This window comes from Burkholderia sp. Ap-955 (genome assembly GCF_011753045.1).
GTDB classification, from domain to species: Bacteria; Pseudomonadota; Gammaproteobacteria; order Burkholderiales; family Burkholderiaceae; genus Burkholderia; species Burkholderia lata_D.
Genome location: NZ_VWWH01000053.1, coordinates 1 through 21,102, shown reverse-complemented (window position 1 = coordinate 21,102; position 21,102 = coordinate 1). Strand labels below are relative to the sequence as shown.

Here is a 21,102-nt window from a genome sequence, read left to right as displayed (position 1 = left end):
GCGTGCGGCCGCCGGTTCTTCCAATCGATGCCGGCACATGCCGGCATTTTCCATCCGGCAGGTGTGCCCCATGGCTGTCAATTTTCCGTCGATCGATCCCGCCCAACTGCATCCCGTCGCCGGCGTCACGCTCGGCTGGGCGGAAGCGAACATCCGCAAGCCGAATCGCAAGGACGTGCTGGTCATCTCCGTCGACGAAGGCGCGACGGTCGCGGGCGTGTTCACCGAAAACCGTTTCTGCGCAGCGCCGGTCACCGTCTGCCGCGAGCATCTGGCGAAGGTGCGCGCGGGCGGCGCGGGCATTCGCGCGCTCGTCGTGAATACGGGCAATGCGAACGCGGGCACCGGCGAGCCGGGCCTCGTGAACGCACGCGAAACCTGCACGGAACTCGCGCGCCTCGCGGGCATCGAGCCGGCGCAGGTGCTGCCGTTCTCGACCGGCGTGATCCTCGAGCCGCTGCCGATCGATCGCCTGAAGGCCGGCCTGCCGGCCGCGCTCGCGAACCGCAAGGCCGCGAACTGGTTCGACGCCGCGCAGGCGATCATGACGACGGACACGCTGCCGAAGGCCACGTCGCGCCAGGTGACGATCGACGGCCATACGGTCACGCTGACGGGCATCAGCAAGGGCGCGGGCATGATCAAGCCGAACATGGCGACGATGCTTGGTTTCCTCGCGTTCGACGCGAACGTCGCGCAGCCGGTGCTCGACACGCTCGTGAAGGAAGTGGCCGACCGTTCGTTCAACTGCATCACGATCGACGGCGATACGTCGACGAACGACTCGTTCATCCTGATCGCGTCGGGCAAGAGCACGCTGCCGGCGATCACGTCGACCGATTCGCCGGCCTATGCGGCGCTGCGCGATGCGGTGACGGAAGTCGCGCAGGTGCTGTCGCAACTGATCGTGCGCGATGGCGAAGGCGCGACGAAATTCATGACGGTGCAGGTCGAAGGCGGCAAGAATGTCGCGGAATGCCGCCAGATTGCGTACGCAATCGGCCATTCGCCGCTCGTGAAGACGGCCTTCTACGCATCCGACCCCAACCTCGGCCGGATTCTCGCGGCGATCGGTTATGCGGGCGTCGCGGATCTGGACGTCGACAAGATCGACCTCTATCTCGACGACGTGCTCGTCGCGAAGGCGGGCGGCCGCAACCCGGCTTACCAGGAAGAGGACGGCCAGCGCGTGATGAAGCAGAGCGAAATCACGATCCGTGTGCTGCTCGGCCGTGGTGACGCGCAGGCCACCATCTGGACGTGCGACCTGTCGCACGACTACGTGAGCATCAACGCGGATTACCGCTCCTGATCGGGAGCGTTCGAACGACATGGACAAGCTTGAACAGTTTCTGACGCGCGCCGAAGCGCTGCTCGGCCGTCTCGAAGGGATGCTGCCGCCCGCGCCGGCCGCGGTCGACTGGAATGCCGCGCACGCTTTCCGCTGGCGCAAGCGCCAGGGGCGCGGCTATTTGCAGCCGGTGCCGGCCGTGTCGTCGATCACGCTCGACGATCTGCACAACATCGACCGCCAGAAAGGGCTGATCGAACAGAACACGCGGCAGTTCGTACAGCAGAAGCCGGCCAACAACGTGCTGCTGACCGGCGCACGCGGTACCGGCAAATCGTCGCTGATCAAGGCATGCCTGAACGCGTATGCGAACGACGGCCTGCGCCTGATCGAAGTCGACAAGGACGACCTGCACGATCTCGGCGACATCGTCGACCTGATCTCGCAGCGTCCCGAGCGCTTCATCGTGTTCTGCGACGACCTGTCGTTCGAGGAGGGCGAGTCGGGCTACAAGGCGCTGAAGGTCGCGCTCGACGGCTCGATCGCCGCGCAGTCGGACAACGTGCTGATCTACGCGACGTCGAACCGCCGCCATCTGCTGCCCGAGTACATGAGCGACAACGAGTCGTACAAGCATCTTCCGGATGGCGAGATTCACCCCGGCGAAGTCGTCGAGGAAAAGATCTCGCTGTCGGAGCGCTTCGGCCTGTGGGTCAGCTTCTATCCGTTCAAGCAGGACGACTACCTCGACATCGTCGGGCACTGGCTGCGTCATTTCGGCTGCCCGGATGCAGAGATCGAATCCGCACGCGGCGACGCGCTCGTGTGGGCGCTCGAGCGCGGTTCGCGGTCGGGGCGCGTCGCGTGGCAGTTTGCGCGTGACTGGTCGGGCCGCAAGGAGCAGGCATGAGCGCGGATCTCGCACAAGGCGCGGTGCGCGCGCCCGATGGCCGCAAGGTGACGGAAGTCGCGGTCGGCGTGATGGTGCAGCCGGACGGTAGCTACCTGCTCGCGCAGCGGCTGCAAGGCAAGCCGTATGAAGGCTACTGGGAGTTTCCGGGCGGCAAGCTGGAGGCCGGCGAAAGCGTCGAGGACGCGCTTGCGCGCGAACTGCACGAGGAGCTCGGCATCGAAGTCACGGCCAGCCACCGCTGGCACACGCTCGAGCACGATTATCCGCATGCGTACGTGCGGCTGTATTTCTGCAAGGTGACGGGTTGGACGGGCGAGCCGCACAGCAAGGAAGGGCAGGCGTTCGTGTGGCAGCAACTGCCGGTCGCCGTCGCGCCGCTGCTGCCCGCTGCGCTGCCGGTGCTCGAATTGCTCGAGAAAGAAGCCGCGTCGAACTGACGCCACGATGGCCTGCCGGAAAGGCGGGCCATATCACTAGCGGGCAGCGCCGCGCGCCACTCAGCTGTCTCGACGGCCTTCCGTGCCGTCTTCTTCCGACGAGGGGCCCTCGTCGGAGGATCCACCGATCCGGTACTTTTCCGCGGCCCATGCGCCGAGGTCGAGCTGCTTGCAGCGGGCCGAGCAGAACGGGCGGAACTGATTTTCGGGCGTCCAGCGCACTTCAGCGCCGCACGACGGGCATTTCACAACGGTAGTCATACGAAAGCGATCCGGCCCGCGGCCGTTACAGATTGCACAGTGTCAGATGGAACGGCACGTCGATATCCACCGCGCGCGGACGCACATCGCCGTCCTGCGTGGTGAACCGTACCCACAGCATGTATTTGTTCGCGCTCGCTTCCGGAATGACGCGCAACTCCGGCGGCACGCGCACCTGCATCAACTGGTAGGTGCGGCCGGACAGCATCTGCTGGTAGCTGCCCTGCATCGCCATGACCTTCGACGCCTGGCCCGATTCGCGCGCGAGCCGCAGCACGATCGTCACGGCGTCGCGCAGCGGCAGCATCGGCAGGATCCACTTCGCGATGTCCTGGCGCCGCTGCTCGGCGGGCCACTGCTGCCATGCGTAGTACGACGGCAGGTCGAACTTGCACGTGCCGCCGGGAATCACCGCACGGCTGCGGATGCTGGCGAGCCACTCGTTATCGACGAGGTGCTGCCCGGTCTTGCCCTGCATCTGCGCGAGATTCGCGAGTGTCTGCTCGATTTCGCCGAGCACGGCTTCGAGCGCGTTCTGCTCGATGCCCGGATTGCCGCGAAAGGGGGCGAGCGTCTGGCGCTGACGTTCGAGCTCCTTCATCAGATCCGATTTCAGGTCCGCGCGGCCCGTTACCTCGGCGATTTCGAACAGCGTCGTCAGCGCGACGTGGTGTTCACGCGGGTCCTCCTGAGCCAAAAAGAACGCGAAGCGCTCGAAGAGATCTTCGAGGCGCAACAGCGTGCGAATTCGCTCGTTGAACGGATACTCGTAAAGAATCAAGCGCGCTCGCCTCTTGGGTAGGGATTGAAACAATGCAGGACATTCTAATGCTCACTCTCTACCCTAGCAACGCGCCAATTTCGTACACCATCACGATTGGGCGCGAGGTTCAGCGCGCGGCGGCCGCAAACCCGAGATAGCGTTGGTGCAGTGCATCGACCTGTGCGGCGAGCGTGTCGGGTGTCGTCGCGTCGTTGACGATCACGTCGTCGGCCGCCGCGAGACGTGCTTCGCGCGTCGCCTGTTTCGCGATGATCGCTTCGACCTGCTCGCGCGTGAAGCCGTTGCGCCGCATCACGCGTGCAATCTGCGTTTCGACCGGGCAATCGACGACGAGCACGCGATCGCTGCGCGCCTTCCAGTTGCCTGACTCGACGAGCAGCGGCACGACGAACATCACGTACGGGCCTTGCGCTTCGCGCGCTTCACGATCGGTCTCCGCGCGGATCAGCGGGTGCGTGATCGCTTCGAGGCGGCGGAGCGCGGCGTCGTCGCTGAAGATCAGCGTGCGCATCTTCGCGCGATCGAGCGAGCCGTCGGCGGCAACGAAGCCGCGGCCGAATGCCTGTTCGATCGCGGGCATTGCGAGGCCGCCCGGTGCGGTGATGCGATGGGCGATCAGATCGGTATCGACCAGCGATGCGCCGCGGGCGCCGAACAGGTCGGCGACGGTCGTCTTGCCGCTGCCGATGCCGCCGGTGAGTCCGATTGCGAACATGTCAGCCTCCGAGCGCCGAATAGAACGGGGTGCCGAAAAACAGCGTCGCGGCGCCGCCTGCCGCGAGGAACGGGCCGAACGGAATCGGCTCCTCGAAGCGCATGCGGCCGCGCCAGGTCGCAATGAGCCCGACGATCGCGCCCGTCACCGCGGCGAACAGCACGACCTGCGGCAATGCGGCCCAGCCCATCCATGCGCCGAGCGCGGCGAGCAGCTTCAGGTCGCCGAAACCGATGCCCTCGATGCCGCGCAGCCATTTGAACAGCCAGTAGATCGCCCACAGGAACAGGTAGCCGGCCATGGCCCCGATCACCGCCGAGCGCAGCGACGTGAACGTGCCGCCGAGGTTCAGCACGAGCCCGGCCCAGAGGAGCGGCAGCGTCATCGAGTCCGGCAGGTAGCCCGTCCGGATATCGATCGCGCTCATCGCGAGCAGCGCGGCGCACAGCGCGAATGCGGCAAGCGCGGCGACGGTCGGGCCGAATGCCGCGAGCGACCCGGCGGCGAGCAGTGCGCACGCGAGCTCGACGAGCGGATAGCGGATGCCGATCGCGTGGCCGCAGCGCCGGCAGCGCCCGCGCAGCATCAGATAGCTGACGAGCGGGATGTTTTCCCATGCGTGCAGCACGTGGCCGCAATGCGGGCAGGCGCTGCGCGGGCGCCACAGATCGTAGCGCGGCGGGTAGCCGTCGTCGGGCGGGGCGCTCGCGTTGCCGGTCGCTTCATCGATCTCGGCCTGCCACGCACGCTGCATCATCACGGGCAGCCGGTGCACGACCACGTTCAGGAAGCTGCCGATGCAAAGGCCGACGACGACCGCGAACGCATACTGTAGCGCGGGCGGCAGCATCGCCAGCGCGAGCAGCGTGCTCTCGGGCGAATCGGTAACGGCGGACAGGGGCGCTGGCGTCATGAGGCTCAAGGTTCGGACTAAAAGGCGACAGAATCGGTTGCGATGCTACACCACGTTGCCGAGCTGAAGGATGGGCAGGTACATCGCGATCACCAGGCCGCCGACGAGTGCACCCAGTACGATCACGATCAGCGGTTCGCCGAGCGCGGCGAGTGCATCGAGACGCGCGTCGAGCTGGCGTTCGCACAGCGCGGCGATGTCGGCGAGCATCGTGTCGAGCGCACCCGTCTCCTCGGCGACGGCGATCGGCTGCACGACGTCGTCCGGGAAGCAGCCGGCCGACTGCATCGCGTCCGCGAGGCGTGCGCCGCGCAGCACGCGAGCCGCGATGTGCGCAGTGGCGTGCTCGAACACCGGATGGCCGGCGGTGCGCTCGAGCGTGGCGAAGGCGTCGGCGAGCGGCACGCCGGCGCCGAGCAGTGTCGCAAGCGAGCGGCACCAGCGTGCGGCCGCATACCGGCCGAGCGCGCTACCCGCGAGCGGCGCATGTAGCAGGCGCCGCGCGACAGCGTGGCGCAGCCGTGCCGACCGCCGCAATGCGTGATGCGCGGCCAGCCCGGCCGCCGCGGCAATGGCAAGGAGCCCGCCGCCCCATGCCGACAGTGCGGAGGACAGCGCGAGCAGCGCGCGGGTCGGCGCCGGAAGTGCGGCGCCGAAACCGTCGAAGATCTGGCGGAACGTCGGTACCACCCACACCATCAACGCGGCCGAGATCGCGAGCCCGAACAGGATGACGGCCACCGGGTACGCGAGCGCGGCCCGCAGCTTGCGCCACTGCGCGTCGGTGCGCTCGCGGTGCTCCGCGACCCGGGTCAGCACGATGCCGAGCGAGCCGGACGCTTCGCCGACCTCGATCAGCTGGCGATACAGCGTGCCGAACTGGGATGGATAGCGTGCGAGCGCATCGGCGAAGCGCCGGCCGCTGACGATCTCGCGGGCGAGACCCGCTGCGATGCGCGGCAGGCCATCGTGTGGACGCGTCCGCGCGAGCATCTCGAGCGACGGCGCGAGCGGCAACCCGGCCTGCAGCAGGCTCGCGAGCTGGCGCGTGAAGCGCGTGACGTCTCTCGCGCTGGCTGTTGGCGGCCGGGCAGGCCCGCGGACGTTGAGCGACAGTACGGCGATGCCGTCGCGTGCGAGCGCGGCACGCGCGCTCGCGGCGTCGAATGCGATGACGGTCCCGCGACGCGACGTGCCGTCGCGACGGCGGCCGCGCCACGCGAAGCGGGTCTCGCGCGGCGGTGTGCGCATGCTCATGCGGCCGGTGTCGCGGCGAGGGCTTCCGCGATGCTCGTCGTGCCGTCACGGACGCGCGCGAGCGCCGCGTCGCGCAGACTGCGCACGCCTTCGGCCGCCACGCATTGCGCGAGTTCGCCGACACTCGCCCGTGCGACGATGCGTTCCGCGAGCCCGGACGATACCGGCATCGTCTGATGCAGGCCGACGCGGCCGCGATAGCCGATGCCGTGACAGGCCGGACAGCCTCGCGCCACGAACGGCCGCCATCCGGCTGCAAGGGCAGCCGGGTCGCAGCCGGCTTCGCGCAGGACGGGCACCGGTGCGTCCGAGGGCACGCGGCAGGCGGCGCACAGTCGACGGACGAGGCGCTGCGCGGTGACGAGGTGCAGCGCGGCCGCGAGGTTGTATGGCGCGACGCCGATGTCGAGCAGTCGCGCGACGGCGGCCGGTGCGTCGTTCGTGTGCAGCGTCGACAGCACGAGATGGCCGGTCTGGGCGGCCTTGATCGCGACGTCGGCCGTCGCCGCATCGCGAATCTCGCCGACCATGATGATGTCCGGATCCTGCCGCAGCAGCGCGCGCAGAGCCGTTGCGAACGTGAGCCCGGCCTTTTCGGCGACGCCGACCTGGCTGATGCCGTCGAGCTGGATCTCGGCGGGATCCTCGACCGTGCAGACGTTGTGCGTGTCGCGATCGAGCATCTGCAGCGCGCAGTAGAGCGATAGCGTCTTGCCGCTGCCGGTCGGACCCGTGACGAGCACGAGACCATGTGGTGCGCGTATCGCGGCCTCCATCGCGGCTGCCTGCTGCGCGTCGAAGCCGAGGCGGGCGAGCGTGAGATCGGGCGGCATGGTTTCGAGCCGCCGCAGCACCAGCTTCTCACCGAACAACGTGGGCAGCGAGCTGACCCGGTAGTCGCCGCGCGTACCGCCGTCGATCACGATGCGCAGCCTGCCGTCCTGCGGGAGCCGCCGCTCGGCGATGTCCATGCGCGCGAGCACCTTGATCCGTGTGACGAGCGCGTCGCGCAGATGAAGAGGCGGCCGCGCGTGTTCGTGCAGCACGCCGTCGATGCGCAGGCGAATGCGCCAGCCGGCTTCGAAAGGTTCGACGTGGATGTCGGATGCGTCGCGTACGCGAGCCGCGTGAAGCGTATCCGTCAGCAGCCGTACGGCCGGTGCATCGTCGAGCTGGGCCGCGTCGAGCGCGCGCGATGCGGTGGCGGGCGAAGCATCGGAGTGGGCGGGCGGCTGCGTGCGCAGCGGCGCCCCGGGAGGAGGGAAATGCATGTGAGCCGGCACGCTGGCCGCCTGTTGACCGTGACCAGCAGATGGTCGCGCGTCGGAGGCGGCGCCGGCAGTCAGCCGTTCGGCTAGCGCGCGGTGGCGCGTGAGGGGCGCGAGCCGCGCGGTTTGAAGAGCTTGACGGTGCGCACGGCCTGGTCGTCGCTGCGCATCACCTCGAGCATCACGTCGCCGATTTTCAGGCACACGTCGTCTTCCGGAATTTCCTCGAGGATTTCGAGCACCAGGCCGTTCAGCGTCTTCGGCCCGTCGGTCGGCAGCTTCAGGTGCAGCCAGCGATTCAGTTCGCGCAGCGGCATGCTTGCCGAGACGATGCATTCGCCGTTTTCGTCCCAGCCGCCCTTGCGTTCGCTGCGCGGCATCGACGTCGTGAATTCGCCGATCAGCTCCTCGATGATGTCTTCCGGCGTCACGAGCCCTTCGAGCTCGCCGTACTCGTTGACGACGAGCGCGGTCCGCTGCCGCGTTTCCTGGAAAAACTGGAGCTGCTGCACCACCGGCGTACCGGACGGCACGTAGTACGGCTCGGCGAGCAGCGCGCGCAGCGTCTCGCGGTCGAATTCCTGGTTGTGCAGCGCGGTCAGCGTCTTGCGGACGTGCAACACGCCGAGCACCTTGTCGATGTCGCCTTCGTAGACGACGAGCCGGTTGTGATAGCAGGTCTCGAGCTGGTGCAGGACGTCGTCGAGCGGCGCGTAGAAATTGAGCGACTCGATCTGGCGGCGCGGCACCATCACGTCGTCGACCGTGATGTTCTCGAGGTCGAACAGGTTGAGCAGGATGCTGCGGTGCTTGGTCGGCATGAAGCTGCTCGACTCGAGCACGATGGCCCGCAGCTCGTCGGCTGACATTCGCTGGTCGCGACCCTTCTTCGTGTTGATGCGCAGCACCCACAGCACGCCGTTCGCGAGTGCGTTGACGAACCAGACGACCGGCTTGAACACGCGCATCAGCGGCGCGATCACGAGGCTCGCGGGCAGCGCGATGCGTTCGGGGAACGTCGCACCGACGATCTTCGGCGCGATTTCGGCGAACACGATGATCAGGAACGCGACGATGCCGGTCGCGATCGACAGCGCGAGGTTGTTGCGGCCGAACGTATGCAGCGCGAGCGACGTCGTCAGGACCGGGATGATCGTGTTGAACAGGTTGTTGCCGATCAGGATCACGCTGAGCAACAGGTCAGTGCGCGTGAGCAGGCCTTGCGTGGTTTTCGCGCCGAGTGCGCCCTGGCTGGCGAGATGCTTCAGCCGATGGCGGTTGAGCGCCATCATCGCGGTCTCGGAAATCGAAAAGAAGCTGGAACAGAGGAGAAGCAGGAAGACGGCGCCGATTTGCGCCCATAAGGGAATTTGGTCCACGCGTTGGAAGGGCAGTGAAGGACAGGGATGGAAGGAATATAGCAGAGGCCGGCGGCGGCGATGTGTCGTGCGCGACACGAGGGGCCTGCGGCGGCCGGGTAAAAAAAAACCGTGCACGGAGTGCACGGTTTTTTACAAATCTGGTCGGGGTGAGAGGATTCGAACCTCCGGCCTCTACGTCCCGAACGTAGCGCTCTACCAGGCTAAGCTACACCCCGATTTTTGCTCTTCAGACTTCGCCGTCTTCGTTAAGAATCGCTGCGTCGTCACAAGCAAGAACGTAACTATAACGATGTTTTTTCTAAAAGGGAATACTTTGATGAAGAAAATTTTCGAGACAAGGCATCGCTTCGCGTTCGCGGCGTGTTTACGATTGCCGCGACGTCGAGTATGAGCACAACCCGAGCAGGCTTTCCTTATAGATCGAGTCCGGGAACGCGGCAATCGCCGCGGCTGCCGCCTGCGCTTCCTGGCGTGCGCATTCGAGCGTGTGATCCAGTGCGCCCGAGCGCGTGATCGCTTCGAAGATCGTGTCGAAGCGGTCGGTGCCGCCCTGTTCGATCGCCTCGCGTGCCAGCGCCGACTGTTCGGGCGTGCCGCGTTCGATCAGATAGATGAGCGGCAGCGTCGGCTTGCCTTCGCGAAGGTCGTCGCCGGCATTCTTGCCCATTGCCTCGACGGTGCCTGCGTAGTCGAGCCAGTCGTCCATGATCTGGAATGCCGTGCCGATCCGGCGGCCGTATTCGGCGGCGGCCGCCTCGGTCGGCGCATCGGCGCCCGCGAGTACCGCGCCCAGGCGTGCCGATGCCTCGAACAGCTTGGCTGTCTTGTAGCGAATCACCTGCATGTAGCGCGTTTCGTCGACGTCCGCGTCGTGCATGTTGAGGAGCTGCAGCACCTCGCCTTCGGAAATGATCGTCGTCGCTTCCGACAGGATCTCCATCACGCGCATCTTGCCGACGCCGACCATCATCTCGAACGAGCGCGAATAGAGGTAGTCGCCTACCAGCACGCTCGCCGCGTTGCCGAACAGCGCATTGGCGGTCTGGCGGCCGCGGCGCAGCTCGGATTCGTCGACGACGTCGTCATGCAGCAGCGTGGCCGTATGGATGAACTCGACGACGGCGGCCAGCACGTGCCGCTGGTGCGACGTCTCGCCGAGCGCGCCGGCGACGAGCAGCAGCAATGCCGGACGCAGCCGCTTGCCGCCCGCGCCGATGATGTACTCGGCGATCTGGTTGATCAGCAGCACATCGGACGCGAGGCTTTGCCGGATAACGCGATTCACCTGCTCCATGTCACTGGTGATCGGAGCGAGCAGATGGGCGGCGCTGAGGGTGGGGGAGGCGGTGGACGACGACATGATGATGGAATTGGGTGATGCCGCGGATTATAAGTCGAATCCGCGATATGCCGGTCTGTCAGACGTACCAGCGGCGCGATTTTGGCCGTCCGGTAGAGGCCCGCGCGCGGCAATCGTCGATCGGCTTTGACTTGGGTGCTAACCCCATGTATAATCACGTGTTTTCCGCGCGTGGTGTGCGGAAAAATTGGATCCAGAGTGAGGTTCTCAATGTACGCGGTCATAAAAACCGGCGGCAAGCAGTACAAGGTTGCCGTTGGCGAAAAACTCAAAGTAGAACAGATACCGGCTGACATTGACGCTGAAATCACGCTCGACCAGGTTCTCGCAGTGGGCGAAGGCGAATCGATTAAGTTCGGTACGCCGCTGGTCAGTGGGGCTTCCGTCAAGGCCACCGTTGTGTCGCACGGTCGTCATGCCAAGGTCACCATCTTCAAGATGCGTCGCCGGAAGCACTACCAAAAGCACGGCGGCCACCGCCAGAACTACACTGAGCTGCGCATCGACGCGATCAACGCGTAAGCGCCTCGGTAAAGGAGCAATCAGATGGCACACAAAAAGGCAGGCGGCTCTTCCCGGAACGGCCGCGACTCCGAGTCGAAACGTCTCGGCGTGAAAGTGTACGGCGGCCAGGCAATCAATGCCGGCGGCATCATCGTGCGTCAGCGCGGTACGCGCATGCACGCAGGCGAGAACGTCGGCATGGGCAAGGATCACACCCTGTTCGCGCTGGTCGACGGTCACGTCAAGTTCGCGACGAAGGGCGCGGACAAGAAGCATCTGGTCATCGTTGTCCCGGCGGCTGCCTAAGTTCAGGCACCCACGGGCTTCGTAGCCGAAAGGCCCCGCAGTCTTCGCGGGGCCTTTTTTTATTTGGTCGCCAGGCGCGTGTGCGTTGGGGCGGCCATCGCGCAACCGGCGTACGATCGGCCGAACGGCAGATTGTTCAAGCGCGCCGGCGCGCGGCACAATAGCGGAAATACTGGGCGGAGTGACGAATGAAGTTCATTGACGAAGCACGAATCGAAGTCATCGCCGGAGACGGAGGCGATGGCAGTGCGTCGATGCGCCGCGAGAAATTCGTCCCGTTCGGCGGGCCGGACGGCGGCGACGGCGGCCGGGGCGGTAGCGTGTATGCGATCGCCGACCGCAACATCAACACGCTGATCGACTACCGTTACGCGAAGAAGCATCTGGCGCGCAACGGCGAAAACGGGCGCGGATCGGATTGCTACGGCAAGGGCGGCGACGACGTCACGCTGCGCATGCCGGTCGGTACGATCATCAGCGACATGGATACCGGCGAGCTGATCGCCGACCTGACCGAGCACGACCAGCAGGTGATGCTTGCACAGGGCGGCGCCGGCGGGCTCGGCAACCTGCATTTCAAGTCGAGCACGAACCGCGCGCCGCGCCAGAAGACGGACGGCAAGCCCGGCGAGCGTCGCATGCTGAAGCTCGAGCTGAAGGTGCTCGCCGATGTCGGCCTGCTCGGCATGCCGAACGCAGGCAAGTCGACGTTCATCTCGTCGGTGTCGAACGCGCGGCCGAAGATTGCCGACTATCCGTTCACGACGCTTGCGCCGAATCTCGGCGTGGTGCGGGTCGGCCCGAGCAAGAGCTTCGTGATCGCCGACATCCCGGGGCTGATCGAGGGCGCCGCCGAAGGTGCGGGCCTCGGCCATCAGTTCCTGCGCCACCTGCAGCGCACCGGCGTGCTGCTGCATCTGGTCGATCTCGCGCCGTTCGACGAAAGCGTCGATCCGGTCGCGGAAGCGACGGCGATCGTCGGCGAGCTGCGCAAGTACGACGAGGCGCTCTACGAGAAGCCGCGCTGGCTCGTGCTCAACAAGCTCGACATGGTGCCGGAAGACGAGCGCAAGGCGCGGGTCGAGGATTTCCTCGAGCGCTTCGAGTGGGACGGCCCCGTGTTCGAGATCTCGGCACTGACCGGTCAGGGTTGTGAAGCGCTGTGCTACGCGATCTACGACTACCTCTCCGAACATTCGGACGCGCATCGCGCGGCGGAGGCGGAAGATCTCGCGGCAGACGTGCGTTTCCGCGACGCACCGCCTGCCAAGGGCGATGCAGCGTCGGGCGACGACGCCTGAGCGATTCCGGACCGCGCCGGGCATGCCGCCCGGCGCCGGCTCAATCGCGCCCGGTCGGAAAGGCAGCAGATACAGGAGACAGTGCAGGATGCGTTCGATCATCGCGGATTCGAAGCGATTGGTGGTGAAGGTGGGCTCCAGCCTCGTGACCAACGACGGCAAGGGGCTCGATCATGCGGCAATCGGCCGTTGGGCGGCTCAGATCGCCGCACTGCGCGCCCAAGGCAAGGAAGTCGTGCTCGTCAGTTCGGGCGCGATTGCCGAAGGGATGCAGCGGCTCGGCTGGAGCAAGCGACCGCGGGAAATCGACGAGTTGCAGGCTGCCGCCGCAGTCGGCCAGATGGGGCTTGCGCAGGTCTATGAAAGCCGCTTCACCGAGCACGACATCCGCACCGCGCAGATCCTGCTGACGCATGCCGATCTGGCAGACCGCGAGCGTTACCTGAATGCACGTTCGACGCTGCTGACACTGTTGCGGCTTGGCGTCGTGCCGATCATCAACGAGAACGACACGGTCGTCACCGACGAAATCAAGTTCGGCGACAACGATACGCTCGGCGCGTTGGTGGCAAACCTGATCGAAGGCGATGCCCTGATCATCCTGACCGACCAGTCGGGGCTGTTCACGGCTGATCCGCGCAAGGACCCGAACGCGACGCTCGTTGCGGAAGCCAATGCAGGCGCGCCGGAACTCGAGGCGATGGCCGGCGGCGCGGGCTCGAGCCTCGGCCGCGGCGGGATGCTGACGAAGATCCTCGCGGCGAAGCGCGCGGCGCACAGCGGCGCGAACACCGTGATCGCGAGCGGCCGGGAGGCCGACGTGCTCGTGCGTCTCGCGGCCGGTGAGGCGATCGGCACGCAATTGATCGCACGTACCGCGCGGATGGCGGCGCGCAAGCAGTGGATGGCCGACCATCTTCAGGTGCGCGGCCATGTCGTGATCGACGCAGGCGCGGTCGAGAAGCTGACGGCCGGCGGCAAGAGCCTGCTGCCGATCGGCGTGATCGACGTGCAGGGCGCGTTCGCGCGCGGTGAAGTCATTGCGTGTGTCGGCCCCGACGGGCGCGAAGTGGCGCGTGGGCTCACGAACTACAGCAGCGCGGAGACGAAACTGATTCACCGCAAGCCGAGCGGCGAGATCGAATCCGTGCTCGGCTACATGCTGGAGCCTGAATTGATCCATCGCGACAACCTGGTGCTGGTGTGACCCTTCGTGCCGGATCCGGCCGTCAAACGAAAAAGCCCGCATGATGCGGGCTTTTTTCATGCGGCGGGCAGGGGCGCAGCGGGCGCCACGCCGTCAGCGCAACTGGCTCATCGCGGTGCGGTGAAACCGGATGTTCTCCAGGATCTGCTGGGTCGTGCCCTGCGGCATCTTGTTCGAGCAGAAGTAGTCCTGATAGAGCGCCGAATGGTAGGCATTCAGCTCGCCGTTCTCGATGCGCCGCCAGTCGTTCTCGACGGTGCGGTCCCAGCCGTCGTGTTCCGAATTCAGGCCGGCATACTGGCGCCATTCGTAGGTGTCGCAGCGGATGCCTTCGTAGTTCACGTTGCGCGCGCCGGCCGGGCTCGTGATGACGACCGCGTAGCGCACGACGCCATCGGTGCCGACCGCGAGCGACTTCGCATCGACGAAGAACTTGAGCGGCGTGTTCTGCGAGACGTTGAACGGCAGCAGGTCGCCCGTTTGCGGCAGCGGCGGCAGCGAGTCGACCGTGTTTTCCTTCCAGGTGCCCTGGCGGTCCAGCAGATACACGAACTCGCTGTCATCCTTGTTGGTGGGCGTCTTCGAATTCGCGCAACCTGCCAGCGTGGCTACCGCGGCAATCGATGCGAGCGCGAGAGCAATCGCTTTCAATATGCATTCCTCGTAAAAAAAGGGCGCGACACCAAGGTCGCGCCCGGTCATGCAGTTCGATTCGTCATTTGCCGACGATCAGGTGGGGCGGCATCTCGTCGAGCGTGCCCGCTTCCACTTCGATCTCCGAACAGACTACCGATGTGTCGACAATCGTCAGCGTCTGCTGGGCCTGTACGCCAATGACGCGCGGATAGCGCGACAGACGCGGCCCACGCGGCTTCTCGGCTCGCTGCGCCGGGCGGCGCAGGAAGCGCGACAGTTCCGTCAGCGCCAACTGATAGACATCCCGCTTGAACTCGATCACCGCATCGAGCGGCACCCAGTACTCGTTCCAGCGCCACGCATCGAACTCCGGGTGGTCGGTCGCGCGCAAGCAAATGTCGCAATCGCGTCCAACCATCCGCAGCAGGAACCAGATCTGCTTCTGGCCGCGGTAATGACCGCGTACTTCGCGTTTAATGAACTTGTCAGGCACCTCATAACGCAACCAGTCGCGGGTGCGGCCGATTATCTTGACGTGTTCCGGATGCAGGCCCGTTTCCTCGTGCAGTTCCCGGTACATCGCCTGCATGGGGGTCTCGCCGTACTTGATCCCACCTTGAGGAAACTGCCAGGAATGCTCGCGGAGCCGCTTGCCCCAAAACACCTCGTTGCGCGCGTTCAAGAGGATGATGCCGACGTTCGGGCGAAAGCCTTCACGATCCAGCATACAACCACCTTCGAATCCTTTAAAATTGCTTTGATTATAAACAGATAACGGGCGCTGCGCACCGTGACGGAGCGAATCCGCGCGGGGTGCACCGACTGAATTGTCCCTGATTAGTCTGCTACGTCATCTGCGCCATCGTCGTTCGCGGCGCGCCGCTTTTTCACCTTGAAACTTTTTCGGGCGCCCCGCCTGGGGGCGCCGTTTTTGGAACCGTCCGCATGAAAGCTTCCCGTTTCTTTATCGGCACCCTGAAAGAAGCACCCGCCGACGCAGAGATCGTCAGCCACAAGCTGATGGTGCGCGCCGGCATGATCCGTCGCGTCGCCGGCGGCATCTATAACTACCTGCCGGTCGGCCTGCGTTCGATTCGCAAGGTCGAGGCGATCGTGCGCGAGGAAATGAACCGGGCGGGCGCCATCGAGCTGCTGATGCCGGCCGTGCAACCCGCCGAGCTGTGGCAGGAATCGGGCCGCTGGGAGCAGTACGGCCCCGAGCTGCTGCGCTTCAAGGACCGCAAGGACAACGACTTCGTGATCGGGCCGACGCACGAGGAAGTCATCACCGACATCGCGCGCAACCAGATCAAGAGCTACCGGCAGATGCCGGTGAACTTCTACCAGATCCAGACGAAGTTCCGCGACGAGATCCGTCCGCGCTTCGGCGTGATGCGCGGCCGCGAATTCATCATGAAGGACGCGTACTCGTTCGACAAGGACGCGGCCGGCCTGAACGAGTCGTATCGCAAGATGTACGACGCGTACGTGCGCATCTTCACGCGCCTCGGCCTCGAGTTCCGCGCGGTCGCGGCCGACAGCGGCTCGATCGGCGGCAACTTCTCGCACGAATTCCACGTGATCGCCGACACCGGTGAAGACGCGATCGCGTACTGCCCGACGTCCGAGTTCGCGGCGAACATCGAGGCGGCCGAAGCGCTGCCGCTGATCGCCGAGCGCGCGGCGCCGGCCGAAGCGATGGAGAAGGTCGCGACGCCGGGCAAGGCGAAGTGCGAAGCCGTCGCCGAGCTGCTGGCCATCCCGCTCGAGCGCACGATCAAGTCGATCGTGCTCGCGACCGACAACGAAGGCGCCGAGCCGACCATCTGGCTCGTGATGCTGCGCGGCGATCACGACCTGAACGAGATCAAGGTGTCGAAGCTGCCGGGCCTGAAGAACCACCGCTTCGCGACCGAGCAGGAAATCGTCGAGTGGTTCGGCACGCCGCCGGGCTATCTCGGCCCGGTCGGCACGAAGAAGCCGGTGAAGGTGATTGCCGATCGTACGGTCGCGAACATGAGCGACTTCGTCGTCGGCGCGAACGAGGTCGACTATCACATCGCGGGCGTGAACTGGGGCCGCGACCTGCCGGAGCCGGACGTCGCCGACGTGCGCGACGTGAAGAAAGGCGATCCGTCGCCGGACGGCAAGGGCGTGATCGACATCTGCCGCGGCATCGAGGTCGGCCACGTGTTCCAGCTCGGCACCAAGTATTCGGAAGCGATGGGCGCGACGTTCCTCGACGAGTCGGGCAAGCCGCAGCCGATGCTGATGGGCTGCTACGGCGTCGGCGTCACGCGCATTCTCGGCGCGGCGATCGAGCAGAACTTCGACGACAAGGGCATCATCTGGCCCGAGTCGATCGCGCCGTTCGAAGTCGTGCTGTGCCCGATGGGCTATGACCGCAGCGACATGGTGCGCGAGACCGCCGACAAGCTGTACGCGGAACTCGTCGCTGCCGGCATCGACGTGATCCTCGACGATCGCGGCGAGCGCCCGGGCGTGATGTTCGCCGACTGGGAACTGATCGGCGTGCCGCATCGCCTCGTGATCGGCGAGCGCGGCCTGAAGGAAGGCAAGATCGAGTATCAGGGCCGCCGCGACGCCGAAGCGACGCTGCTGCCGGCCGACGCGGCTGCGGCGACGGTCGCGGAGAAGATCCGCGCCGCGCTCGCGCGCTAAGCGCACCGACCGGGGAACGCGGTGGAATACACCTTCCTGTCGGCCACCGTGCTCCTGGTGCTGATCACCGATCCGCTCGGCAACATCCCGCTGTTCATTTCGGCGATGCGGGATGTGCCGCGCGAGCGGCGCGTGAAGCTGATCCTGCGTGAAGTGGGGATCGCGTTCGTGATCCTGCTGTTCTTCATGCTGGTCGGCGATCGTTTCCTGCGGATGATGAGCCTCACCGACCTGTCGCTGCGGCTTGGCGGCGGGATCGTGCTGTTCCTGATCGCGCTGCGGATGATCTTCCCGCATCCGGACGGCGCGCTCGGCAACGATCCGCGAGCGGGCGGCGAGCCGTTCATCGTGCCGCTCGCGATTCCGGCGCTCGCCGGGCCGTCCGCGCTCGCGACGGTGATGCTGCTGACGTCGCAGGGGCCCGGCAAGATGCTCGAGTGGGTCGGCGCGCTGACGGTCACGATGATCGTCTGCGCGGTGACGCTGGTGCTGGCCGAGCGGATCCAGCAATGGATCGGCGAGCGGACCGTCGCGGCATTCGAGCGGCTGATGGGCCTCGTGCTCGTCGCGATTTCGGTCGAGATGATGCTGGGCGGCGTCCGCGCGTTCGTGCACCAGCTGTAGGGCGGGGCGGCGCACACTCAAGGCGCCAAAAAAAGCGGCGCTCCGGGAAACCGGAGCGCCGCTTTCTCTTTATATAGTGCGGAGCGGGGTGCTCAGACGTTCGTGGTCAGCGCACGGATCGTCGGCAGGTTGCGCCAGTAGCCCTTCGCATCCATCCCGCAGCCGAACACGTAGCGGTCGGGCACCGCGAAGCCGCAGAAGTCGGGGTGCAGCGGCTTGGCCTTCGCGAGCGTCTTCTCGCACAGCACGGCCGACATGAAGCGCTGCGCGCCCATGTCGAGAATGCGGTCGCGGATCGCGGCCATCGTCTCGCCTTCGTCGAGGATGTCGTCGAGCACGAGCACGATCCGGTCTTTCACCGATTCGCGCGGCGCGACGCGCCAGTGCATTTCCGGGCTGCCCTGCGTCGTGTTGCGGTAGCGGGTCAGGTGGATGTAGTCGAATTCCAGCGGGAAATCGAGATGCGGCAGCAGCATCCCGGTAAACACCGCGGCGCCGCCCATCACCGAGAGAACGAGCGGGAACGCGTCGCCGATCTCGGCGCGGATCGCGTCGGCCATCTTGGAGATCGACGCGTTGACGGCGTCCGCCGAGACGATCTCTTCGGAGTGGTTGAAAATGTGGAGGGCTTCTTCGCGGTTCATGTGTTCTGGCGGGCAGTCGGTATACAAATAAGAATGAAGCAGAACGGCGGGCGCGCGCTACAGCAAAAACCCGCGCGCCGGCCGATGGGCGGAATCAGCGCATGCCGGGCATCATGCCCTTCAGGCCGCGCATCATCTTCTGCATGTTGCCGCCCTTCAGCTTCTTCATCATCGTACGCATCTGGTCGTACTGGTTCAGCATCCGGTTGACTTCCTGCACCGGCACGCCCGCGCCGGCTGCAATGCGGCGCTTGCGCGTCGCCTTGATGATCTCGGGTTTCGCGCGCTCGGCCGGCGTCATCGAGCTGATGATGCCTTCCATCCGGCGGATCGACTTCTCGGCCTGGCCCATGTCGGCGCCGGCCGCCGCCTGCTGGAACTGCGCAGGCAGCTTGTCCATCAGCGACGACAGGCCGCCCATGTTCTTCATCTGGGAGATCTGCGCGCGGAAATCGTTCAGGTCGAAGTCGCCGCCTTTCTTGACCTTGTCGGCGAGCTTCTGCGCGGCCTGCACGTCGACGCCGCGTTGCGCCTCCTCGACGAGCGCGAGGATGTCGCCCATGCCGAGGATCCGGTTCGCCATCCGGTCGGGGTGGAACACCTCGAGGCCGTCGAGCTTCTCGGCGACACCGACGAACTTGATCGGCTTGCCCGTGACGTGACGCACCGACAGCGCGGCGCCGCCGCGCGAGTCGCCGTCGAGCTTGGTCAGCACGACGCCGGTGAGCGGCAGCGTGTCGTTGAACGCCTTCGCGGTGTTGACCGCGTCCTGGCCGAGCATCGCGTCGACGACGAACAGCGTCTCGGCCGGCTTCAGCGTGCCGTGCAGCGCGGCGATTTCCTGCATCATCGCCTCGTCGATGCCGAGGCGGCCGGCCGTATCGACGATCAGCACGTCATGGTAGTGGCGCTTCGCCCAGTCGACGGCCGCGACCGCGATGTCGACGGGCTTCTGGTCGGGCGTGGACGGGAAGAAGTCGGCGCCGACCTGCTCGGTCACCGTTTTCAGCTGCATGATCGCGGCCGGACGATACACGTCGCACGACACCGTGAGCACCTTCTTCTTGTACTTCTCGCGCAGCAGCTTCGCGAGCTTGCCCACGGTCGTGGTCTTGCCCGCGCCCTGCAGGCCGGCCATCAGGATCACGGCGGGCGGCGTGACCGCGAGGTTCAGCTCGGCGGCCTTGCCTTCGTAGTCGCCGCCGATCACGGCGGTCAGTTCCTTCTGGACCACGCCGACCAGCGCCTGACCCGGCGACAGGCTGCTGATCACTTCTTCGCCGAGCGCCTTTTCCTTGACCTTGGCGATGAATTCGCGGACGACCGGCAGCGAAACGTCGGCCTCCAGCAGGGCGAGACGCACCTCGCGGAGCATCTCCTGGGTGTTCGCCTCGGTAAGCCGGGCCTCGCCGCGCAGCGTCTTGACGACGCGCGCCATCCGTTGAGTGAGATTGTCGAGCATGGGGAGCGATGGACAGTGGGGCCCGAAGGCGCGGCGGAACCGAACAAAGGGAGCCGTCGCGGGAAGGGGGCCTAGTGTAAACTTCGAACATGGATATTGTACTGTATGCCCTCACCGCATTCCTGTACGGCGGCCTCGCCGTCGCAGGCTGGCGCACGCACCGCCAGGGCGCGACGCCGCTCGTCGCGAGCGTGCCGGCCGTGCCGGTTCCCGCGTCCGCCGCGTCCGGGATGAGCGGGGCCGGCCGCGCGCTGCTGTTCGCCGCGCTGGTCGCGCACGGCGTGCTGCTCCACATGACGATCTTTCCGAACGACGCGATGGTGTTCGGCTTCGCGTTCGCGCTGTCCGCGATGTTCTGGCTCGGCGCCGGCATCTACTGGATCGAGAGCTTCTTCTTCCCGCTCGACAGCCTGCGCCTGCTGGTATTGCCGCTCGCGTGCGGCGCGTCGCTGCTGCCGCTCGTGTTCGGCGGCGTGCGGGTGCTTCCTTATGCCGCAGCACCGCTGTTCAAGCTGCACTTCCTGATCGCGAACATCGCATACGGCCTGTTCGCGATCGCGGCACTGCACGCGGTCCTGATGCTGATGGTCGAGCGGCGCCTGCAGTCGCTGAGGAGCGGCGGGCGCGACGGCTCGACGGGCTGGATCGCGAGCTGGCTCGAGACGCTGCCGCCGCTGCTGACGCTCGAGAAGCTGCTGTTCCGCCTGATCGGCGCCGGCTTCGTGCTGCTCACGCTGACGCTCGCGTCGGGCATCCTGTTCAGCGAGCAGGTCGACGCGCGCGCGCTGCGCCTCGACCACAAGACGGTATTCGCGATCCTGTCGTGGCTGATGTTCGGCGGCCTGCTGGTCGCCCGCAAGACGTCGGGCTGGCGTGGCCGCGGTGCCGCGCGCTGGGTGCTCGTGTCGTTCGCCGCGCTGCTGCTCGCGTATGTCGGCAGCCGGTTCGTATTCGAGGTGCTGCTGCACCGTTCCGTGGTTTGAACGCAGGTTTCCGATGCGACAGATTCTTCTCCTGATTCTTCTCTTCTTCGCGGGTTCGTGGATCGCGCGCAAGCTGCGCCAAGCCCAGGAGCACGCGCAGGCGCGCACCGGCCGCGGCGCCGGTTACGACGGCATGCCCGGCGCCGGCGGCGCGGGTGCGGGGCGCCCGAGC

At 66.0% G+C, this 21,102-nt stretch carries 22 protein-coding genes, 1 tRNA gene and 1 pseudogene; 11 read left to right on the top strand and 13 right to left on the bottom strand.

The genetic code is table 11. The features are described 5' to 3' along the window. The first annotated feature begins 70 nt into the window (after window positions 1-70). Genes argJ through F3J15_RS24260 form a run of 3 tightly spaced genes read left to right on the top strand, consistent with a single transcriptional unit; the run spans window position 71 to window position 2,641 of the window. Window positions 71-1,312, top strand: coding sequence for a bifunctional glutamate N-acetyltransferase/amino-acid acetyltransferase ArgJ (gene argJ / locus F3J15_RS24270; RefSeq protein WP_089472107.1), 1,242 nt, complete (start codon window positions 71-73; stop codon window positions 1,310-1,312). Window positions 1,313-1,331: 19 nt separating this feature from the next. Beyond that, window positions 1,332-2,201 carry an ATP-binding protein gene (locus tag F3J15_RS24265; RefSeq protein WP_069247059.1) on the top strand — a complete coding sequence of 290 codons (870 nt, stop codon included), beginning with the start codon at window positions 1,332-1,334 and terminating at the stop codon, window positions 2,199-2,201. Then, window positions 2,198-2,641: an NUDIX domain-containing protein gene (locus F3J15_RS24260; RefSeq protein ID WP_039353126.1), complete on the top strand. Its 444-nt coding sequence runs from the start codon at window positions 2,198-2,200 to the stop codon at window positions 2,639-2,641. Before F3J15_RS24265 ends, F3J15_RS24260 begins: the two co-directional genes overlap by 4 nt. Window positions 2,642-2,701: 60 nt before the next feature. Here the strand turns inward: F3J15_RS24260 and F3J15_RS24255 are convergent, their stop codons facing one another. From F3J15_RS24255 to F3J15_RS24215, 9 genes are all read right to left on the bottom strand, one after another. Further along, window positions 2,702-2,902: a DNA gyrase inhibitor YacG gene (locus F3J15_RS24255; protein WP_083265830.1), complete on the bottom strand. Its 201-nt coding sequence runs from the start codon at window positions 2,900-2,902 to the stop codon at window positions 2,702-2,704. Window positions 2,903-2,927: 25 nt separating this feature from the next. After that, window positions 2,928-3,683: a cell division protein ZapD gene (gene zapD, locus F3J15_RS24250; protein WP_069247060.1), complete on the bottom strand. Its 756-nt coding sequence runs from the start codon at window positions 3,681-3,683 to the stop codon at window positions 2,928-2,930. 109 nt (window positions 3,684-3,792) lie between these two features. Beyond that, a complete protein-coding gene (gene coaE, locus F3J15_RS24245; RefSeq protein WP_166894521.1) occupies window positions 3,793-4,401 on the bottom strand; it encodes a dephospho-CoA kinase in 609 nt (202 codons plus the stop codon). A 1-nt stretch (window position 4,402) separates the two neighbouring features. Beyond that, window positions 4,403-5,314, bottom strand: coding sequence for an A24 family peptidase (locus F3J15_RS24240; protein ID WP_166894519.1), 912 nt, complete (start codon window positions 5,312-5,314; stop codon window positions 4,403-4,405). A 45-nt stretch (window positions 5,315-5,359) separates the two neighbouring features. After that, window positions 5,360-6,571, bottom strand: a complete 1,212-nt coding sequence (locus F3J15_RS24235) for a type II secretion system F family protein (RefSeq protein ID WP_166894517.1) — start codon at window positions 6,569-6,571, stop codon at window positions 5,360-5,362. Continuing rightward, window positions 6,568-7,842, bottom strand: coding sequence for an ATPase, T2SS/T4P/T4SS family (locus F3J15_RS24230; protein ID WP_166894515.1), 1,275 nt, complete (start codon window positions 7,840-7,842; stop codon window positions 6,568-6,570). Before F3J15_RS24230 ends, F3J15_RS24235 begins: the two co-directional genes overlap by 4 nt. Before the next feature lie 83 nt (window positions 7,843-7,925). Further along, entirely contained in the window at window positions 7,926-9,218 is a 1,293-nt protein-coding gene (locus F3J15_RS24225; RefSeq protein ID WP_345891568.1) for an HlyC/CorC family transporter, read from the bottom strand. A gap of 141 nt (window positions 9,219-9,359) precedes the next feature. Then, window positions 9,360-9,436 (bottom strand) — tRNA-Pro (locus F3J15_RS24220). Window positions 9,437-9,585: 149 nt separating this feature from the next. Then, window positions 9,586-10,581 carry a polyprenyl synthetase family protein gene (locus tag F3J15_RS24215; RefSeq protein WP_069247066.1) on the bottom strand — a complete coding sequence of 332 codons (996 nt, stop codon included), beginning with the start codon at window positions 10,579-10,581 and terminating at the stop codon, window positions 9,586-9,588. Window positions 10,582-10,791: 210 nt separating this feature from the next. Between F3J15_RS24215 and rplU the strand changes: the two genes are divergently transcribed. The 4 genes from rplU (at window position 10,792) to proB (ending at window position 13,899) form a co-directional block, all read left to right on the top strand. Further along, entirely contained in the window at window positions 10,792-11,103 is a 312-nt protein-coding gene (gene rplU / locus F3J15_RS24210) for a 50S ribosomal protein L21 (protein ID WP_006025184.1), read from the top strand. A gap of 24 nt (window positions 11,104-11,127) precedes the next feature. After that, complete coding sequence (gene rpmA / locus F3J15_RS24205; protein WP_006476999.1) at window positions 11,128-11,391, top strand: 50S ribosomal protein L27; 264 nt, start codon at window positions 11,128-11,130, stop codon at window positions 11,389-11,391. A 188-nt stretch (window positions 11,392-11,579) separates the two neighbouring features. Beyond that, on the top strand, window positions 11,580-12,692 hold the full coding sequence (gene obgE, locus F3J15_RS24200; protein ID WP_069247067.1) for a GTPase ObgE: 1,113 nt from the start codon (window positions 11,580-11,582) through the stop codon (window positions 12,690-12,692). Between the two features lie 88 nt (window positions 12,693-12,780). After that, window positions 12,781-13,899 (top strand): glutamate 5-kinase, encoded by a 1,119-nt coding sequence (gene proB / locus F3J15_RS24195; protein WP_069247068.1) that lies wholly within the window; start codon window positions 12,781-12,783, stop codon window positions 13,897-13,899. Between the two features lie 93 nt (window positions 13,900-13,992). On the opposite strand, the gene F3J15_RS24190 is transcribed toward proB, so the two are convergent. Both F3J15_RS24190 and F3J15_RS24185 read right to left on the bottom strand, forming a co-directional pair. Beyond that, on the bottom strand, window positions 13,993-14,601 hold the full coding sequence (locus F3J15_RS24190) for a CNP1-like family protein (protein WP_069247069.1): 609 nt from the start codon (window positions 14,599-14,601) through the stop codon (window positions 13,993-13,995). A gap of 13 nt (window positions 14,602-14,614) precedes the next feature. Further along, the gene (locus F3J15_RS24185) at window positions 14,615-15,262 is read right to left on the bottom strand and encodes an RNA pyrophosphohydrolase (RefSeq protein WP_166894513.1); all 648 of its coding nucleotides are present in this window, start codon (window positions 15,260-15,262) and stop codon (window positions 14,615-14,617) included. Window positions 15,263-15,480: 218 nt separating this feature from the next. On the opposite strand from F3J15_RS24185, the gene F3J15_RS24175 reads away from it, so the two are divergent. Both F3J15_RS24175 and F3J15_RS24170 read left to right on the top strand, forming a co-directional pair. Next, window positions 15,481-17,217, top strand: a complete 1,737-nt coding sequence (locus F3J15_RS24175) for a proline--tRNA ligase (protein WP_166894511.1) — start codon at window positions 15,481-15,483, stop codon at window positions 17,215-17,217. Between the two features lie 21 nt (window positions 17,218-17,238). After that, a complete protein-coding gene (locus F3J15_RS24170) occupies window positions 17,239-17,841 on the top strand; it encodes a MarC family protein (RefSeq protein WP_011350864.1) in 603 nt (200 codons plus the stop codon). Between the two features lie 92 nt (window positions 17,842-17,933). Here F3J15_RS24170 and F3J15_RS24165 read toward each other — a convergent pair whose 3' ends face one another. Then, window positions 17,934-18,485 carry a hypoxanthine-guanine phosphoribosyltransferase gene (locus F3J15_RS24165; protein WP_069247073.1) on the bottom strand — a complete coding sequence of 184 codons (552 nt, stop codon included), beginning with the start codon at window positions 18,483-18,485 and terminating at the stop codon, window positions 17,934-17,936. Window positions 18,486-18,579: 94 nt separating this feature from the next. Beyond that, a complete protein-coding gene (gene ffh / locus F3J15_RS24160) occupies window positions 18,580-19,947 on the bottom strand; it encodes a signal recognition particle protein (protein ID WP_069247074.1) in 1,368 nt (455 codons plus the stop codon). An 89-nt stretch (window positions 19,948-20,036) separates the two neighbouring features. On the opposite strand from ffh, the gene ccsA reads away from it, so the two are divergent. After that, the gene (gene ccsA / locus F3J15_RS24155; RefSeq protein WP_027783481.1) at window positions 20,037-20,930 is read left to right on the top strand and encodes a cytochrome c biogenesis protein CcsA; all 894 of its coding nucleotides are present in this window, start codon (window positions 20,037-20,039) and stop codon (window positions 20,928-20,930) included. A 13-nt stretch (window positions 20,931-20,943) separates the two neighbouring features. Next, window positions 20,944-21,102: pseudogene (locus tag F3J15_RS37840) on the top strand (deaminase); the annotation flags it as partial.

Bases quoted from the DNA above. Each gene is read 5' to 3' on its own strand.
- F3J15_RS24185 (WP_166894513.1), bottom strand. From the start codon at position 15,262: ATGCTGGATCGTGAAGGCTTTCGCCCGAACGTCGGCATCATCCTCTTG.
- F3J15_RS24255 (WP_083265830.1), bottom strand. From the start codon at position 2,902: ATGACTACCGTTGTGAAATGCCCGTCGTGCGGCGCTGAAGTGCGCTGG.
- rpmA (WP_006476999.1), top strand. From the start codon at position 11,128: ATGGCACACAAAAAGGCAGGCGGCTCTTCCCGGAACGGCCGCGACTCC.
- F3J15_RS24215 (WP_069247066.1), bottom strand. From the start codon at position 10,581: ATGTCGTCGTCCACCGCCTCCCCCACCCTCAGCGCCGCCCATCTGCTC.
- obgE (WP_069247067.1), top strand. From the start codon at position 11,580: ATGAAGTTCATTGACGAAGCACGAATCGAAGTCATCGCCGGAGACGGA.
- F3J15_RS24260 (WP_039353126.1), top strand. From the start codon at position 2,198: ATGAGCGCGGATCTCGCACAAGGCGCGGTGCGCGCGCCCGATGGCCGC.
- F3J15_RS24190 (WP_069247069.1), bottom strand. From the start codon at position 14,601: ATGACCGGGCGCGACCTTGGTGTCGCGCCCTTTTTTTACGAGGAATGC.
- argJ (WP_089472107.1), top strand. From the start codon at position 71: ATGGCTGTCAATTTTCCGTCGATCGATCCCGCCCAACTGCATCCCGTC.
- proB (WP_069247068.1), top strand. From the start codon at position 12,781: ATGCGTTCGATCATCGCGGATTCGAAGCGATTGGTGGTGAAGGTGGGC.
- rplU (WP_006025184.1), top strand. From the start codon at position 10,792: ATGTACGCGGTCATAAAAACCGGCGGCAAGCAGTACAAGGTTGCCGTT.
- ccsA (WP_027783481.1), top strand. From the start codon at position 20,037: ATGGATATTGTACTGTATGCCCTCACCGCATTCCTGTACGGCGGCCTC.
- F3J15_RS24265 (WP_069247059.1), top strand. From the start codon at position 1,332: ATGGACAAGCTTGAACAGTTTCTGACGCGCGCCGAAGCGCTGCTCGGC.
- ffh (WP_069247074.1), bottom strand. From the start codon at position 19,947: ATGCTCGACAATCTCACTCAACGGATGGCGCGCGTCGTCAAGACGCTG.
- F3J15_RS24235 (WP_166894517.1), bottom strand. From the start codon at position 6,571: ATGAGCATGCGCACACCGCCGCGCGAGACCCGCTTCGCGTGGCGCGGC.
- F3J15_RS24175 (WP_166894511.1), top strand. From the start codon at position 15,481: ATGAAAGCTTCCCGTTTCTTTATCGGCACCCTGAAAGAAGCACCCGCC.
- F3J15_RS24240 (WP_166894519.1), bottom strand. From the start codon at position 5,314: ATGACGCCAGCGCCCCTGTCCGCCGTTACCGATTCGCCCGAGAGCACG.
- F3J15_RS24165 (WP_069247073.1), bottom strand. From the start codon at position 18,485: ATGAACCGCGAAGAAGCCCTCCACATTTTCAACCACTCCGAAGAGATC.
- coaE (WP_166894521.1), bottom strand. From the start codon at position 4,401: ATGTTCGCAATCGGACTCACCGGCGGCATCGGCAGCGGCAAGACGACC.
- F3J15_RS24230 (WP_166894515.1), bottom strand. From the start codon at position 7,842: ATGCATTTCCCTCCTCCCGGGGCGCCGCTGCGCACGCAGCCGCCCGCC.